Below are 14,481 nucleotides of genomic sequence, written 5' to 3' on the forward strand. Positions count from 1 at the left end.
GAGGGCCTCCTGGGTTTCGAGTAGGTGCGTCAGACACACCCACTCCGCCCGGAGGCCCTCCCCTCGATCAAGCCGCCACGCCGGATCGACCTGTCAACAACGTGGTGAGTCGCTACAACTAGCGCGCGCCGAAGGTCTCGATGATCGCGTCGAGCCGGTCGGTGATCTCCGCAGCGGTCAGCCCGTAGCTGGGCGCGTAGCACAGCAGCCGGTCGTAGAGGCCGTGGAAGTTCGGCAGCTGGTCGCGCGCCTCCTCCGGCGTCCCGGCGACGGCCATTCGCTCCAGCATGTCCGGGGTGACCGCGGCGACCATGCCGTCGGCGTCGCGGTTCGACCAGGCTTCGCGGATCGCGGCGACCTGTGCCCCGAAGCCCTCCAGCTCGACGATCGAGCGGTAGGTGCGGACCACGGTGTAGAACGCGATCTGCGCCGCGGCGTCGCGACGGGCCCGGTCGCCGTCGTCGGCGACGCTGCAGATGACGAAGCCCGCGATCGGGACGTCCGGGTTGCGGCCGGTCCGCTTCGCGCCCGTCTCGAGCGCGGGCCGGACGATCTCCTCGACGTAGCGCCGGGTGAAGATCGGGTGTCCGACCAGCCCGTCGCCGACAGCACCCGCGGCCTGCACCATCCGCGCGTTGAACCCGGCCAGGTAGACCGGGATCTGGTTGCGGGGGGTGACCTCGGCGGTGGGCTTGAGCGCCATCCGGTAGAAGCGGCCCTCGTGCTCGACGCCGCTGGAGTCCATCGCCCAGAGCCGGCGCAGCAGCGGCACGAGCTCCTCGACCCGTGGGGCCGGCGACTCGCCGTCGATGCCATGCCAGTCCTGCTGCATCCGCCGGGTGCCGGTGCCCAGGCCGAGCACCAGCCGGCCGCCGGAGAGCTCGTCGAGGTCGCCGGCCTCGGCCGCGAGAACCAGTGGGCTGCGGCCCACGGCGTAGGCGATGCCACTGCCGAGCGTGATCGTCGAGGTGGCCGTCGCCATCGCGGCGAGCGAGATCGTCGCGGAGCGGTCGTAGAACTCGGTGGTCCATGCCGACTCGAACCCGCGGGCCTCGGCCCGCTTCGCCACGCCCGCAACCGTGGCCAGGTTCCCGCCGTTGATCGCCACGCCCAACCGCTCGGTGCTCACGAGCCCTCCTCGCTCTCGCCGGAAGCGCCACACTAACGCCGCTCGACGTCGGAATTGCGTCGCATGCGGACCCGGCGGCGCGGTCGCACACTGACAGGGATGCCTTCCCCCATCCACCAGCCCGATCTCGACGCGGTGCGCGGCGCGCTCCGTTCACTGGACCGGGCGATCACGACCCGCGGCGGGTAACGCCGCGCGCGGCCCGCCTCGCAGCCCAGTTGCGCCGGCTGGGCCGGGTCGAGGCCGAACGGGAGCGGTACGCCGGCTGACCTCATCGGGATGCAGGCACCGGCCGAGCCGGGAGCGGCGGATCTCCGGCGCCTGACGCCGAATACCACACCACCGCTGTTCGATCATGAGTCGACGACCCTGGTGTGGCACTCGACGACGTGGCTACGCGTGGGGCGGCGGACCGTGGCGCCGGGCCGTGCGCGCACCACCAGATCGTCGAGCAGCGACCGGGTCGCCGCCGCCACCGCGTCCACCGCAGCCTCGAACGCCGCGGCGTTGTGCGCCGCGGGTGCCCGGAACCCGGAGATCTTGCGGACGTACTGCAGCGCCGCAGCCCGCACGTCGTCGTCCGTCACGTCGGAGGTGTAGGGCGGCCGGAGGGTCTTGATGCTGCGGCACATGGCCTATTGACCTCCACCTGAGGACGGCGAAAACATCTGCGCTCATGTCGCTTCTGCCCGGTGTGCGTTCCGCGACGGTCGACACCGACCGGCTCCGAATGCACTACGTCGAGTCCGGCCCGGACGACGGTACGCCGATCGTCATGGTGCACGGCAACCTCTCGACCGGGCGTTTCTACGAGCACCTCCTCCCCGCGCTCCCGCTGTCGTACCAGGTCATCGCGCCGGACATGCGCGGGTTCGGCGACACCGAGCCGGTGCCCCTCGACGCCACCCGCGGGCTCGCCGACTGGGCCGACGACACGCATGCGCTGCTGTGCGCGCTGGGCATCACCGAGCCGCCGCACCTGGTCGGCTGGTCCACCGGTGGGGCCGCCATCGCCCGGTACGCGATGAACCGGCCGGTCGCGTCGCTGACGTTCATCGACCCGGTGTCGCCCTACGGGTTCGGCGGCACGCACCGCGACGGCACGCCGTGCTTCGCCGACTTCGCCGGCTCCGGCGGTGGCACCGCCAACCCCGAGGTCGTCGCCCGGCTCGCCGCCGGGGACGACTCCGCCGACAGCCCGTTCTGCATCCGGTCGATCATGCGGGCCGCCTACTGGGCGCCGACGCACTCCGAACCGGCCGACCGCGAGGACCTGCTGGTCGCCGAGGTACTCAAGACCCTGACCGGCGACGACGGCTATCCCGGTGACGCCACGGCCTCGGAGAACTGGCCCGGGACGGCACCCGGCAGCCGCGGCATCCTCAACGCGCTGTCCCCCAAGTACTGCAACTGGGCGGACATCGTCGACCTCGAGGAGAAGCCGCCGATCATGTGGACGCACGGCGACGCCGACGTCGTGGTCGCCGACGGGTCGGCATGGGATCTCGGCACCCTGGGTGCGGCCGGGGAGGTCCCCGGCTGGCCCGGCGCGGACGCGTTCCCCGCGCAGCCGATGGTCAGCCAGATCGGCGACGTGCTGGGCCGCTACGTCGAGGCCGGTGGCAGCGTCCGGACCGAGATCTTCGCCGGGTCCGGCCACGGTCCGATCTTCGACGCCCGGGACCGCTGGCTCGCCGTCTTCATCGACTTCCTCACCTCCCTGAAAACCCCCTGACCCCGCGAGTCGGCACTTTCGGTACCGCGAGTCGGCACTTCCCGGCACGCGAGTCGCGCCGCCCAGCTGCTCCGATCGGGTGGTGCTGCCCCAGCCGCCGCCGGAGTTCCCCGGTCCCGGACGATGAAGGGGTGTGAGCAGCCACCGAGGGGTCGAGCCCGATCCGGGCCCGGCGCTGCTCGCGATCTACGACACGGCGCTGCCCGAGGTGTACGGGTACCTGCTGTCCCGCTGTGGGCGCCGCGCGCTGGCCGAGGACCTGACCGCCGACGTGTTCCTCGCCGCGGTGCAGGCCTGCCGGCGGCGCCCGGCCCCGACCCCGAGTACGGGCTGGCTGGTCGGCATCGCGCGGCACAAGCTCGTCGACCACTGGCGGGCGCTGGAGCGTGAGGAGCGCGGCCTCCGTGCGCTCGACGGCGCGCCCACCCCCGACAACGACCCGTGGGACGAGAAGCTCGACGCCCTGCTCGCCCGGGAGGCGCTCGCCGAGCAGAGCCCGGTCAACCGGGCCGCGCTCACCTTGCGCTACCTCGACGGCCTGCCCGTCGGCGAGGTCGCCCGCCAACTCGGGCGCACCCTGCACGCCACCGAGGCCCTGCTCACCCGCGCCCGGGCCGCGTTCCGCCGCAGCTACACCGAGCTGACCGAGGGAGGCCCGGCATGACCGATCCGCTGGACGCCCTCCATGAACCGATCCTGCCCGTCGATCCCGATCCGGCCTTCGCCGCACGCCTGCGCGCCCGTCTGGAGCGCGCGGTGCTCGACCCGACCAGTGCCCTGCTCGACCAGTGGGAGGACGACATGCTGACCACCGACGCCCCTGCCCCGACCACCGAGGCCGCCGCCGCGCCGGCACTGCACACGGTGACCCCGTACCTGGTGGTCGCCGACGCCTCCGCCGCGCTCGCCTTCTACGCCGACGCCTTCGACGGGATCCGGCGTGGCGAGCCGATCATGATGCCTGACGGCCGGGTCGGACACGCCGAGATCGCGCTGGGTGGCAGCGTGCTGATGCTGGCCGAGGAGTTCCCCGAGATGGGGCTGGTCGCCCCGACCGCGGGGCCGGTCACCCAGTCGCTGCGGCTGGAGGTCGCCGATCCCGACCGCGTCGTCGACCGGGCGGTCGCCCGCGGGGCGCGGCTGGAGCGGCCGGTCACCGATTCGCCGTACGGCCGCGGCGGCGTCGTGATCGACCCGTCGGGACATCGGTGGATGGTGTCCCGGGCGGCGCCGGCGGGTCCGGCCGGTCCGCGACCCGGCGACATCGGCTACGCCTCGCTGTGGACCCGCGACGTCGAGGCGGCGGAGCGGTTCTACGCCGCGGTGCTCGGCTGGGAGACGACGGCGGGTTCGGCCCCGCAGGGCCGGCAGATCACGAACCGGGTGTTGCCGCTGGGCCTGTGGGGTGGGCAGCAGCGCCCGACCGTGTTCCTCTGCTACGCCGTGCGCGACGTCGACGACGCGGTCGTGCTGGTCCGCGCCGCCGGCGGCACCGCGGACGCCCCGGTCGACGAGCCGTACGGCCGGATCGCCAACTGCGTCGACGACCAGGGGCTCCCGTTCGCGGTGTTCACGCCGCCGCCCGGGGCGGGTCCGCCGCCGGACACCACCCGGCCCGGCGAGCTCACCTACGTGACCCTCGAGGTGCCCGACTCCGTGCGGGCCCGCGCGTTCTACGGGACGGTGCTGGGCTGGAGGTTCGTGCCCGGCCGCGCGGCCGGTGCGTGGAACGTGTGGGTCGACGGCGGCGACTCCCGCCCGGTGCTGGGCATCGCCGGTGGGCGGGCGGCGGCCGGGGTCCCGGTGTTCGCCGTCGCCGACATCGCCGCCGCGGTCGAGGCCGTGCGCGCCGCCGGTGGGACCGCGGCCGAGCCGGTGTTCGCGGATTACGGCACCCTCGCCGGGTGCACCGACGACCAGGGCGGCCGCTTCCACCTCGTCCAGTTGTCCTGACGAACCGCACGTCACCGAGGCGGGCCGGGCCGCCGCCCACAACCCCCGGCCGTCACTCGATGTAGTGAACCTGGCGCTACCATTCGCCGCGTGTCCGTGCTGCGCACCGCCCTGGCCGAGTGGTCCGCCCGCCGTACGCTGCGGCGCCTGATCGAGCAGTTCGGCTACGGCGGGTTGACCGCCGCAGCCCAGCTGCCCGGCCTGGCCGCAGCCGTCGACCAGCACGCCGCCGCGGTGCGCGAGCTCCTGCGCGACACCACTCCTGGCCGCGGGGCGACGGCCACTCTGACCGGGTCGGCCAGCCGAACCGTGCGGCTGGCCGCCTATGCGCGCAGCCTGGTGGCGGAGCAGTGCCGCGGCGGCGGCGCGGTCCGCACGCCGCAGGCCGGGCAGTGGCAGCACGCCGACTGGGCCACCCTGCGCCTGCTCGCCGTGTGTCACCTGGGCCGCAGCGTCGGACGCCGGGGTCCGGCCTGATCCGGCGGCACCGATCGAGACCGGTCTCATCCACCCTCGGTACGCGACGGGGTCTACCCTCACAGCCGAACGTGTCAACAAACCATGACTCGTCGTGCGGCGGGGAGGACGAACGATCGTGGCCCCTGACCTGGCCTTCGACGCACTGGCGGATCCGGTGCGCCGGGAGATCCTCTCGGTCCTCGCCGAGCAGGAGGAGTGCAGCGCGGGCGAGCTGTCCGAGCGGATCAGCCGCGTCGGCCGCACCGCCGTGTCCAGCCACCTGCGGGTGTTGCGCACCGCGGGGTTGATCTCGGAGCGCCGGCTCGGCCGGTTCCGCTACTACTCCGTCGACCCGACGGGTCCCGCGCAGGACGTCATCCGGCTGCTCCAGGAACTCTTCCAGGGTTCGCTGGACGCCGCCAAGGCCGCTGCCGAGACACGTGGGGCCGACTCCTCCGAGATACCGGACCGCCGAGCCATGTGATGGTCGGCCTCGCCGTATCCGCCGAGCAGCGGATCGCTGCGCCGCCCGCGGAGGTCTTCGCGCTCTTCGGAGCCGGGGCGGGCGCCGGATGGGTGTTCGACGCCGCCTGCGACAGGGTCGCGGTGGGTTCGGTCGTCACGCTGATCGTGTCGTTGGGTGGCCCGGACGCGTCCCCGGTGGAGATCCTGGGCCGGATCACCGCGGTGCGCGCGCCGTCCCGGATCGAGATCGTGCACGACCTGCCGTGGCGCGGGCGGCTGCGGCTGCTGTTCGACGACGACGGTACAGGCGCCGGGACCCGGGTCCGCCTGATCGCGGACCTCGACGACGCCGGGCTGGCCTGGCTGATGCGCCGCCGCGGTTTCCGGGTGACCGACGAGCCCACCCGTGGTCACCACGCCGTCGGCCTGCTGACCAGCAAGTCCGGCTCCGGCAGCGTGTTCGCCGCCGCGACGGAGAACCTGGCCTCGATGGCCATCGAGGAGATCAACGCCGACGGCGGCATCCTCGGCCGCCCGGTGCGCCTGGTGATCGGTGACGACGCCACCGACGCGGGCGTCGGAGCCGCCGAGGCGTGGCGCCTGGTCCACGCCGGCTGCAGGGTGATCATGGCGACGACCACCTCGGCCACCTTCGCGCGAGCCTCCGAGGAGCTGCGCGGGTCCGGTGTGCTGCTGGTGCACACGCTGATGAACGAGGGCGGGATGAGCGGTGAGCTGCGTGTGCAGCTCGGGGAGCGGCCCGACGGCCAGCTCCGGGCCGCCGCGGGGCCGCTGATGCGCGCCGCGGGCGGGCGCCGCTGGTTCCTGGCCGGCAACGACTACTGCTGGCCGCGGGTGGTGCACACCGCCGCCCGCCGGGTCGTCGCCGAGGAGAACGGGACGGTGGTCGGCGAGGGGTTCGCCCCGCTGGGCGGCCGCGGCTTCGGCCCGTTGATCGAGTCGATCCTCGCCTCCCGCGCCGATGTCGTGCTCTCCTCGTTCGTCGGCGCCGACCTGGTGGCCTTCGAGCGGCAGTGCCACGCGATGGGCGTCCGGGAGCGCTGCCGGACCCTGGCGCTCGCCCTGGACGAACCGACCCGCGAGCGGATCGGCGGCGCCGCCGCGGCCGGCATGTGGGCCGTGGCCGGGTACTTCGAGACGCTGCCCGGCGAGGTGAACTCCGAGTTCCTGGACCGCTACCGGCGGGCCTACGGGCAGTTCGCGCCACCGGTGTCGAGCATCTCCGAGTCTGCCTACGAGGCCATCCACCTGTACGCGGCAGCGGTCCGCCGGGCCCGCCAGGACGATCCCCGGGCGGTGGCCCGGGAGATGTACGGCGGACGGTTCCGATTCCCCCGCGGCACCGTCACCGTGTCCGGCCCGGAGACGGTCAGCCAGCAGCTGTTCCTGGCCGAGGCCACTGTGGACGGCCTGGCGGTCGATCTTCCCGGTTGACAGCTTGTCAACGCGCCAACACTCGTTGACGTGTTACCTGGGTTACTCCTAAGGTCTCCGCGACGACAACGAGCGCGAGGAGACGAGCATGCCCGTTCAACCCCCCGATCCCAGCGCCATCACCGAAGCCGCCGAGCATTACGGGCTGACTCTGTCCGATGAGGACGTGAAGTCGTTCCAGCCCTTCGTGCAGGGCCTGCTCGGCTCCTGGGACGTCGTCGAGGAGCTCTACGCGCAGACCGCCCCGAAGGCCCCGGAACGGGCCTGGACCCGGCCCGCCGACGCGGACAACCCGTACAACGCCTGGTACGTCACCACCGACATCACCGAGACCGGGGAGGGCCCGCTCGCCGGGCGCACCATCGCGGTGAAGGACAACACGATGGTCGCCGGCGTGCCGATGATGAACGGCTCGAAGACCCTGGAGGGCTTCACACCCACCCGGGACGCCACCATCATCAGCCGGCTGCTCGCGGCCGGCGCCACCATCGCCGGCAAGGCCGTGTGCGAGGACCTCTGCTTCTCCGGCGGCTCGCACACCTCGCGCACCGGCCCGGTGCGCAACCCGTGGGACGAGACCCGCTCCACCGGCGGTTCGTCCAGCGGCAGCGCGGCCCTGGTCGCGTCCGGCGTGGTGGACATGGCCACCGGCGGCGACCAGGGCGGCTCGATCCGGATGCCCGCGGCCTACAGCGGCATCGTCGGGCACAAGCCGACCCACGGGCTGGTCCCCTACACCGGCGCGTTCCCGATCGAACAGACGATCGACCACGTGGGCCCGATGACCCGCACGGTGTCCGACGCCGCGCTGATGCTCAGCGTGATCGCCGGTCGTGACGGGCTCGACCCGCGCCAGCCCACCGACCTGCAGGTCGACGACTACGTCGGCGCACTGTCCCGCTCGGCGCAGGGCCTGCGGGTCGGCGTGGTCACCGAGGGCTTCGGCCACCCCAACTCCGAGCCGGGCGTCGACGACACGGTCCGGGCGGCCACCGAGAAGCTGCGCGAGGCCGGCCTGACGGTCGAGGACGTCTCGATCCCCTGGCACCTGCACGGCGCCAAGATCTGGGACGTCATCGCGACCGAGGGCGCGGCCGCCCAGATGGTCGAGGCCAACGGCTACGGGATGAACTGGCAGGGCCTCTACGACCCCGAACTCATCGAGTTCTACGGCAACCAGTGGCGGCAGAACCCGAACGAGTTCTCCCAGACCGTCCAGTTCGTGCTGCTGACCGGCGGCTACGCGATGGGCCGCTACCGCGGCAAGCACTACGCGATGGCCCGCAACCTCGCGTTCGACCTGCGCAAGGCCTACGACGACGCGCTCGCCCGGTACGACGTGCTCGTCATGCCGACCGTGCCGATCACCGCCACCGTCATCCCGGCCGCCGACGCGCCACGCGAGGAAGTCATCCCGCGCGCGCTGGAGATGCTGGCCAACACCGCGACCTTCGACGTGACCGGGCACCCGGCCACCTCGGTCCCGGCCGGGCTTTCCGACGGGCTGCCGGTCGGAATGATGATCGTCGGGAAGCACTTCGACGACGCCACCCCGTTGCGGGTGGCGCACACCTTCGAGCAGGCGGTCGGGGGCTTCCCGGCGCCGCAGGCCACGACAGCGGGGAGTCAGTCATGAACGGAGTCCACGATCTGGGAGGGACCGACGGGCTCGGTCCCGTCGTCGCCCCGGAGAACGAACCGGTGTTCCGAGCCGAGTGGGAGAAGGCGGCGTTCGCGCTGTTCGCCACCTGCTTCCGAGCCGGATTGTTCAACGTCGACATGTTCCGGTACGGCATCGAGCAGATGCCCCCGGCGGTCTATCTGCTCTCGCCGTATTACGAGCACTGGCTGCACACCGCCGAGCACTACGCCACCAAGGCGGGCGTGATCGACGAGGCCGAACTCGAGGCGAAGACGCAGTACTACCTGGAGCACCCGGACGAGCCGCTGCCGGACAAGAAGGACGCCGATCTGCTGGCGTTCGTCGACGCCGCGGTCAAGCACGGCGCCCCGGCCCGCCGCGAGTCCGACGCACCGGCGCAGTACAAGGTCGGCGACACGGTGACCGTCACCCACGACAGCCCGAAGGGGCACACCCGCAAGGCGCGCTACATCCGAGGCAAGACAGGCGTGATCACCCACGCGCACGGCACGTTCATCTACCCGGACAGTGCCGGCAACGGCGGCGGGGACGACCCGCAGCACGTCTACACCGTCAAGTTCACCAACGAGGAGCTGTGGGGCCCGGAAGCCGCCGAGCCGAACGGCGTCGTCTACTTCGACGTCTGGGAGCCCTACCTCACCCCCGCGAAGACCGAAGGAGCCGCCGCGTGAGCGCGACCGTCCGCAGCCAGGAGGAGATCGCCGCCCGGGTCAAGGCGCTCGAGGCGCTGATGATCGAGAAGGGCATCATGACCACCGAGGCGGTCGACCGCCTCGCCGAGATCTACGAGAACGAGGTCGGCCCGCAGCTGGGCGCCGCGGTCGTCGCCAAGGCCTGGACCGACCCGGAGTTCAAGGAGCGGCTGCTCGCCGACGGCACCAAGGCGTGCGCCGAGCTGGGCATCGGCGGCCTGCAGGGCGAGGACATGGTCGTCGTGGAAAACACTGCGAACACCCACAACGTGATCACCTGCACGCTGTGCTCGTGCTACCCGTGGCCGGTACTCGGGCTGCCCCCGAACTGGTACAAGGAGCCGGCCTACCGGTCGCGGATCGTGCGCGAGCCGCGCGCGATGCTGCGCGAGGACTTCGGGCTCGACATCCCGGACTCGGTCGAGATCCGGGTCTGGGACTCGTCGTCGGAGATGCGGTACTGGGTGCTCCCGCAGCGCCCGGCCGGCACCGAGGGCCTGGACGAGAAGGCGCTGGCCGCGCTGGTCACCCGCGATTCGATGATCGGCACCGGCGTGGTGAAGGCACCCTGATGGGCGTGCGTACCGACGCCACCGAGCTGGGCGACGCCCGGCGCCGGGTGGAACAGCTGGTCTGCGACCTGCCGGGTGGCGGTGCGGGTGACCGTTCCTTCGAACAGCCCTGGGAGCTGCGGGCGTTCGCGATGGCCGTCGCGGCATACCACAGCGGCCAGTACGAGTGGTCGGAGTTCCAGCTCTCGCTGATCGACTCCATCAAGAAGTGGGAGTCCGAGGGCGGTCAGGAACCCTGGAGCTACTACGAGCACTGGCTGACGGCCCTGGAGACGATGCTCGCCGGTAACGGTGCACTGTCCGACTCGGCCCTGGACGAGAGGACCAAGGCCGTCCTCGCCACTGGGCGCAACGCCAACCACCACGAGGCGCACCGGGAACCGGTCGCGATCGACCCGGCGCGATAGCCGGCGGTGTGAGGGACCCGTGGCGCGGTCGCGCTGCGGGCCCCTCACATGTCGTGCGCCGGTGCGTGCCCGTCCGTCACCGATTCGTGTCGATGCCCGGAATCCCCCCGTATGTTGGTTGCGCGCCGCGTAACCACCGGAGCGGAGGGACGCGATGGATCGACAGGGTCAACGTGGGGACGCGGCGGTGATCGACGCGGTCATCGCGGAGATGCCGACGTCGTAGCCGCGTCCTCCGGGCCGGAGCCGGACCCGGGGGCCTCCGGGTCCGGCGCGCCGCCCCGGCCGGGGTCGTCCAGATCGGGCACGTCGAGCGGCAGCTGATCCAGGTCCGGCGTGGTGGGCCGACGGTGGTGCGAGACCACCCACCCGACACGGCGCGGGTGCCCGTGCACGAAACCCATGCTGCGTCGTCTCCTCACCTCGCCGCCCGCCGGGCGTCGCGTACGAGTGAAGCAGCGGGCACCGACAGTGCCGATCCCAGACCCCGCTCCCTGCGGCCGATCGTGACGCGGGAGGCCCCGAACTCCTCGCGCCAGCACGTGGGCCGGATCGACCGCCGACCCGCGGTGTGTGCCCGCTTCCCGCCCCGCTACCGGCTGACCCGCGTCCGTCGCGGCCTCAGCCCAGCAGCTCGACCTCGCAGTTCGCCCGCTGGATGCGGACGTCGAGCTCGCGCAGCTGGCGTGCCAGCCGGTCGGCGCCGAGGTGGGTCGCGGCGTTGGTGCGGTTGATCCGGCGGATCCAGGACTCGAGCTCGGTGAACGTCTCGTCGGCCTCGCGCAGCAGCTCGGTGGCGTCCTCGGCGGGCGACTCACCCTCCTGGTAGCGGGCGCTCCCGACGATGCGCGAGCGCAACTGCTCGGTGCGCCGCTTGGCGTCGGCGTGCGGCGCCGCAGCGGCGAGGCGATTTCACCGGGCCGGGTGCAGGGCCGGTCGCCGATGGGGGATCGTCCGAATCGCCTTCTGTGGATGCGCCGGCCCCTGGCATGCTCGGCGGCGATCGACGCGATGACGGGCGGGGTGGGGATGGACACCGATGTGATCGTGGTCGGCGGTGGCCTGGCCGGCCTCGTCGCCACCGCCGAGCTGGCCGACGCCGGCCGCCGGGTGATCCTGCTGGACCAGGAGCCCGAGGCATCGCTGGGTGGCCAGGCGTTCTGGTCGTTCGGCGGGCTGTTCCTGGTCGGCTCCCCCGAGCAGCGCCGGATGGGCATCAAGGACTCCCGTGAGCTGGCGCTGCAGGACTGGTTCGGCAGCGCCGGGTTCGACCGGGACGACGAGGACGCCTGGGGCCGCCGATGGGCGCAGGCCTACGTCGACTTCGCCGCGGGCGAGAAGCGGGCCTGGCTGCACGGCCTGGGAATGCGGTGGTTCCCGGTCGTCGGCTGGGCCGAGCGCGGCGGCTACCTCGCCGACGGGCACGGCAACTCGGTGCCACGCTTCCACATCACCTGGGGCACCGGGCCGGGCGTCGTCGAGCCGTTCGAGCGCCGCGTCCGCGAGGCCGTGGCGAGGGGCCTCGTCGAGCTGCGGTTCCGGCACCGGGTCGACGAGCTGAGCGTGACCGACGGCGTCGTCGACGGCGTCCGCGGCACGATCCTGGAACCGAGCGACGCCACCCGTGGGACGGCGAGCTCCCGGGAGACGGTCGGTGAGTTCACGCTGAGCGCCCAGGCGGTGATCGTCACCGCCGGTGGGATCGGCGCGGACCACGATCTCGTGCGGGCCAGCTGGCCGGCCCGGCTCGGCGCCCCGCCGAAGCGGATGATCTCGGGCGTCCCCGAACACGTCGACGGCAGGATGCTGGCGATCACCGAGAAGGCCGGCGGCCGGGTCGTGAACCGCGACCGGATGTGGCACTACACCGAGGGCATCCAGAACTGGGACCCGATCTGGGCACGGCACGGCATCCGGATTCTGCCCGGGCCGTCGTCGCTGTGGTTCGATGCCCGCGGCCGCCGCCTCCCCGCGCCGAACTTCCCTGGCTTCGACACCCTCGGCACCCTCGAGACGATCACGAAGACCGGTTACGACCACTCCTGGTTCGTGCTCACCCAGAAGATCATCGAGAAGGAGTTCGCGCTGTCGGGCTCCGAGCAGAACCCGGACCTCACCGGCAAGGACATCCGCCAGGTCCTGAGCCGGGTCCGGCCCGGCGCGCCGGCGCCCGTCCAGGCGTTCACACGCAACGGCGCCGACTTCGTCGTCGCCGACACCCTTGCCGAGCTGGTGGCGGGCATGAACAAGCTGACCGACGAGCCGCTGATCGACCTCGCCGAGCTGGAACGGCAGATCGTCGCTCGCGACCGCGAGATCGGCAACCCGTTCACCAAGGATCTGCAGATCATCGCCCTGCGCGGCGCGCGCCGGTACCGCGGCGACCGGCTCGTCCGGGTCGCGTCCCCGCACCGGATCCTCGACCCGAAGGCGGCCCCGCTCATCGCGGTGCGGCTCAACATCCTGACCCGCAAGACGCTCGGCGGCCTGCAGACCGATCTGTCCGGGCGGGTGCTCGGTATCGACGGCCGTCCCGTCCGCGGGCTGTACGCGGCCGGCGAGGTCGCCGGTTTCGGTGGCGGCGGGGTGCACGGCTACCGATCGCTGGAGGGCACGTTCCTCGGCGGCTGCCTGTTCTCCGGGCGGCAGACCGGGCGCGCGGTGGCCGTCGCGCTGATCTGAGCGCGCAGTCAGGCCGAGAAGTCGACGAGCAGCCAGCGCGTCGATCCACGGGACGGGCCCTCCCCCGATGGCGCGATCAGTCGAGGCACACGGGGTCGCCCCGCCGGAAGACCCCCGGCTCACGCACCTCCGCGTACACGCCGACGTGGACGTCGTTGTGCCGGGCGGCTGTCCGGAGGATGTCGCTGTCCTTCGGCAGGTCCCCCTGCGGGAGCGTCGTCATGACGCACCGCGGGCAATGGTCCGTGGTCTCCAGCACGACGTCGTCGCCGATCCGCAGTCGCCGCCCGACCCACTTGCTCTCGACGAACTCGGCGCCACCCTCGGTCGGGCGCACGATGATGTTGGGCCGGAATCGCCTGGGCTCGAAACGTCCGCGCGGATACAGCTCGCGCAGCCGATCGATCGTGGCTGTGGTGAGCACGTGCACCGTGGCGAGGTCGAAGAACGTGCCGGCCGGCATGGCCTCCTCGGTGACCACCTCCTGCTGGGCCAGCTCCGCCATGTCGGGCCAGTACTCCTCCAGAACGGGCTGCGACGGCGCGGCGGCCAGCAGGCTCACCGGGCGGCCGAGCGCAGCGGACACGACGTCGGCGAACCCGCGGTCGTCCGAGTCGATCATCGAGCCGTCGGGCAGCGTGACCCGCACCGACGGCAGTGCATCGCCCGGGTCGGGTGGCGCCGAGAACGCCGCCCGGAAGTCGAACATCGCCGGCCACCTCCGCGGGTTCTTCGCGCTGACGACGTTGCCGGTCTCGGCGTCGACCAGGGCCAATGCCCGGTCACCGAGCAGACCGCGGTCGGTGATGTGCGACGCGTTGAGTTCCTCGCCCATCATCGACTTCACCGGATAGCGCCACAACGAGACGACAACTCCGTCAGTCATCGCATGTACCCCTTCCCGTCCGTCCGTCGGCAGGCGCGAGGCCACCGAAGTGCACTCGCGGAGGCCGATGCATCGTCCGTGCCGGGTGACCCGCCGGAGCGGTGCGCGTTGCCCCTGGACTGCTCGCGACACACACGACGGAGGGGAGGACACGCACTCGTGCCCTCCCCTCCTGGCTTCTTCCACCTCGTCGGATCGTCAGGCGCGGGCCATCGGTACGCCCTGGCCGGGATCGATCTGGTGTGGTCCGCCCGGCCCCGGGCGGACGTCGAAGTCGAAGATCGCGGTCGGGATGTACACCGTCGAACAGGAGTTCGGGATGTCCACCACGCCGGACAGCCGGCCCTCGATCGGCGCCGCACCCAGGATCATGTAGGCCTGGC

The 14,481-nt window shown here is 72.3% G+C and carries 16 protein-coding genes and 1 pseudogene; 11 read left to right on the top strand and 6 right to left on the bottom strand.

Annotation, left to right across the window (positions count from 1 at the left end; genetic code table 11):
- Window positions 1–118 precede the first annotated feature (118 nt).
- Together HF526_RS32665 and HF526_RS32670 are read right to left on the bottom strand one after the other, a co-directional pair.
- Complete coding sequence (locus HF526_RS32665) at window positions 119–1,129, bottom strand: LLM class flavin-dependent oxidoreductase (protein WP_338051914.1); 1,011 nt, start codon at window positions 1,127–1,129, stop codon at window positions 119–121.
- 353 nt (window positions 1,130–1,482) lie between these two features.
- Complete coding sequence (locus HF526_RS32670) at window positions 1,483–1,761, bottom strand: DUF2277 family protein (protein WP_169385521.1); 279 nt, start codon at window positions 1,759–1,761, stop codon at window positions 1,483–1,485.
- 44 nt (window positions 1,762–1,805) lie between these two features.
- Here HF526_RS32670 and HF526_RS32675 point away from each other — a divergent pair, with 44 nt between their 5' ends.
- The 10 genes from HF526_RS32675 to HF526_RS32720 all read left to right on the top strand — a co-directional run bounded on the left by HF526_RS32675 (window position 1,806) and on the right by HF526_RS32720 (window position 10,530).
- Window positions 1,806–2,864: an alpha/beta fold hydrolase gene (locus HF526_RS32675; protein WP_169385522.1), complete on the top strand. Its 1,059-nt coding sequence runs from the start codon at window positions 1,806–1,808 to the stop codon at window positions 2,862–2,864.
- 133 nt (window positions 2,865–2,997) lie between these two features.
- Complete coding sequence (locus tag HF526_RS32680; RefSeq protein ID WP_169385523.1) at window positions 2,998–3,528, top strand: sigma-70 family RNA polymerase sigma factor; 531 nt, start codon at window positions 2,998–3,000, stop codon at window positions 3,526–3,528.
- Window positions 3,525–4,817, top strand: coding sequence for a VOC family protein (locus tag HF526_RS32685; protein WP_169385524.1), 1,293 nt, complete (start codon window positions 3,525–3,527; stop codon window positions 4,815–4,817). The genes HF526_RS32680 and HF526_RS32685 overlap by 4 nt, the downstream gene beginning before the upstream one ends.
- A gap of 90 nt (window positions 4,818–4,907) precedes the next feature.
- The gene (locus tag HF526_RS32690; protein WP_169385525.1) at window positions 4,908–5,294 is read left to right on the top strand and encodes a DUF6401 family natural product biosynthesis protein; all 387 of its coding nucleotides are present in this window, start codon (window positions 4,908–4,910) and stop codon (window positions 5,292–5,294) included.
- A gap of 118 nt (window positions 5,295–5,412) precedes the next feature.
- Entirely contained in the window at window positions 5,413–5,760 is a 348-nt protein-coding gene (locus tag HF526_RS32695; RefSeq protein WP_169385526.1) for a metalloregulator ArsR/SmtB family transcription factor, read from the top strand.
- Window positions 5,760–7,196 carry a substrate-binding protein gene (locus HF526_RS32700; protein ID WP_169385527.1) on the top strand — a complete coding sequence of 479 codons (1,437 nt, stop codon included), beginning with the start codon at window positions 5,760–5,762 and terminating at the stop codon, window positions 7,194–7,196. Before HF526_RS32695 ends, HF526_RS32700 begins: the two co-directional genes overlap by 1 nt.
- Window positions 7,197–7,284: 88 nt before the next feature.
- Entirely contained in the window at window positions 7,285–8,832 is a 1,548-nt protein-coding gene (locus tag HF526_RS32705; RefSeq protein WP_169385528.1) for an amidase, read from the top strand.
- Complete coding sequence (gene nthB / locus HF526_RS32710; RefSeq protein ID WP_169385529.1) at window positions 8,829–9,530, top strand: nitrile hydratase subunit beta; 702 nt, start codon at window positions 8,829–8,831, stop codon at window positions 9,528–9,530. Before HF526_RS32705 ends, nthB begins: the two co-directional genes overlap by 4 nt.
- Window positions 9,527–10,123 carry a nitrile hydratase subunit alpha gene (gene nthA, locus HF526_RS32715; protein ID WP_169385530.1) on the top strand — a complete coding sequence of 199 codons (597 nt, stop codon included), beginning with the start codon at window positions 9,527–9,529 and terminating at the stop codon, window positions 10,121–10,123. Before nthB ends, nthA begins: the two co-directional genes overlap by 4 nt.
- Entirely contained in the window at window positions 10,123–10,530 is a 408-nt protein-coding gene (locus tag HF526_RS32720; RefSeq protein ID WP_169385531.1) for a nitrile hydratase accessory protein, read from the top strand. Before nthA ends, HF526_RS32720 begins: the two co-directional genes overlap by 1 nt.
- A gap of 200 nt (window positions 10,531–10,730) precedes the next feature.
- Here the strand turns inward: HF526_RS32720 and HF526_RS32725 are convergent, their stop codons facing one another.
- Window positions 10,731–10,934, bottom strand: coding sequence for a hypothetical protein (locus HF526_RS32725; protein ID WP_169385532.1), 204 nt, complete (start codon window positions 10,932–10,934; stop codon window positions 10,731–10,733).
- 217 nt (window positions 10,935–11,151) lie between these two features.
- Window positions 11,152–11,403, bottom strand: a pseudogene (locus tag HF526_RS32730) (DIP1984 family protein); the annotation flags it as partial.
- Between the two features lie 156 nt (window positions 11,404–11,559).
- Here HF526_RS32730 and HF526_RS32735 point away from each other — a divergent pair.
- Window positions 11,560–13,212 carry an FAD-binding dehydrogenase gene (locus HF526_RS32735; protein WP_169385536.1) on the top strand — a complete coding sequence of 551 codons (1,653 nt, stop codon included), beginning with the start codon at window positions 11,560–11,562 and terminating at the stop codon, window positions 13,210–13,212.
- Between the two features lie 76 nt (window positions 13,213–13,288).
- On the opposite strand, the gene HF526_RS32740 is transcribed toward HF526_RS32735, so the two are convergent.
- Both HF526_RS32740 and HF526_RS32745 read right to left on the bottom strand, forming a co-directional pair.
- Window positions 13,289–14,098 (bottom strand): MOSC domain-containing protein, encoded by an 810-nt coding sequence (locus HF526_RS32740; protein WP_169385534.1) that lies wholly within the window; start codon window positions 14,096–14,098, stop codon window positions 13,289–13,291.
- Window positions 14,099–14,296: 198 nt separating this feature from the next.
- Window positions 14,297–14,481: acetamidase/formamidase family protein (locus tag HF526_RS32745; RefSeq protein ID WP_211178145.1), on the bottom strand; the 185-nt coding region annotated here is incomplete at its 5' end.

This window comes from Pseudonocardia acidicola (assembly GCF_012911935.1).
Classification (GTDB): Bacteria; Actinomycetota; Actinomycetes; order Mycobacteriales; family Pseudonocardiaceae; genus Pseudonocardia; species Pseudonocardia acidicola.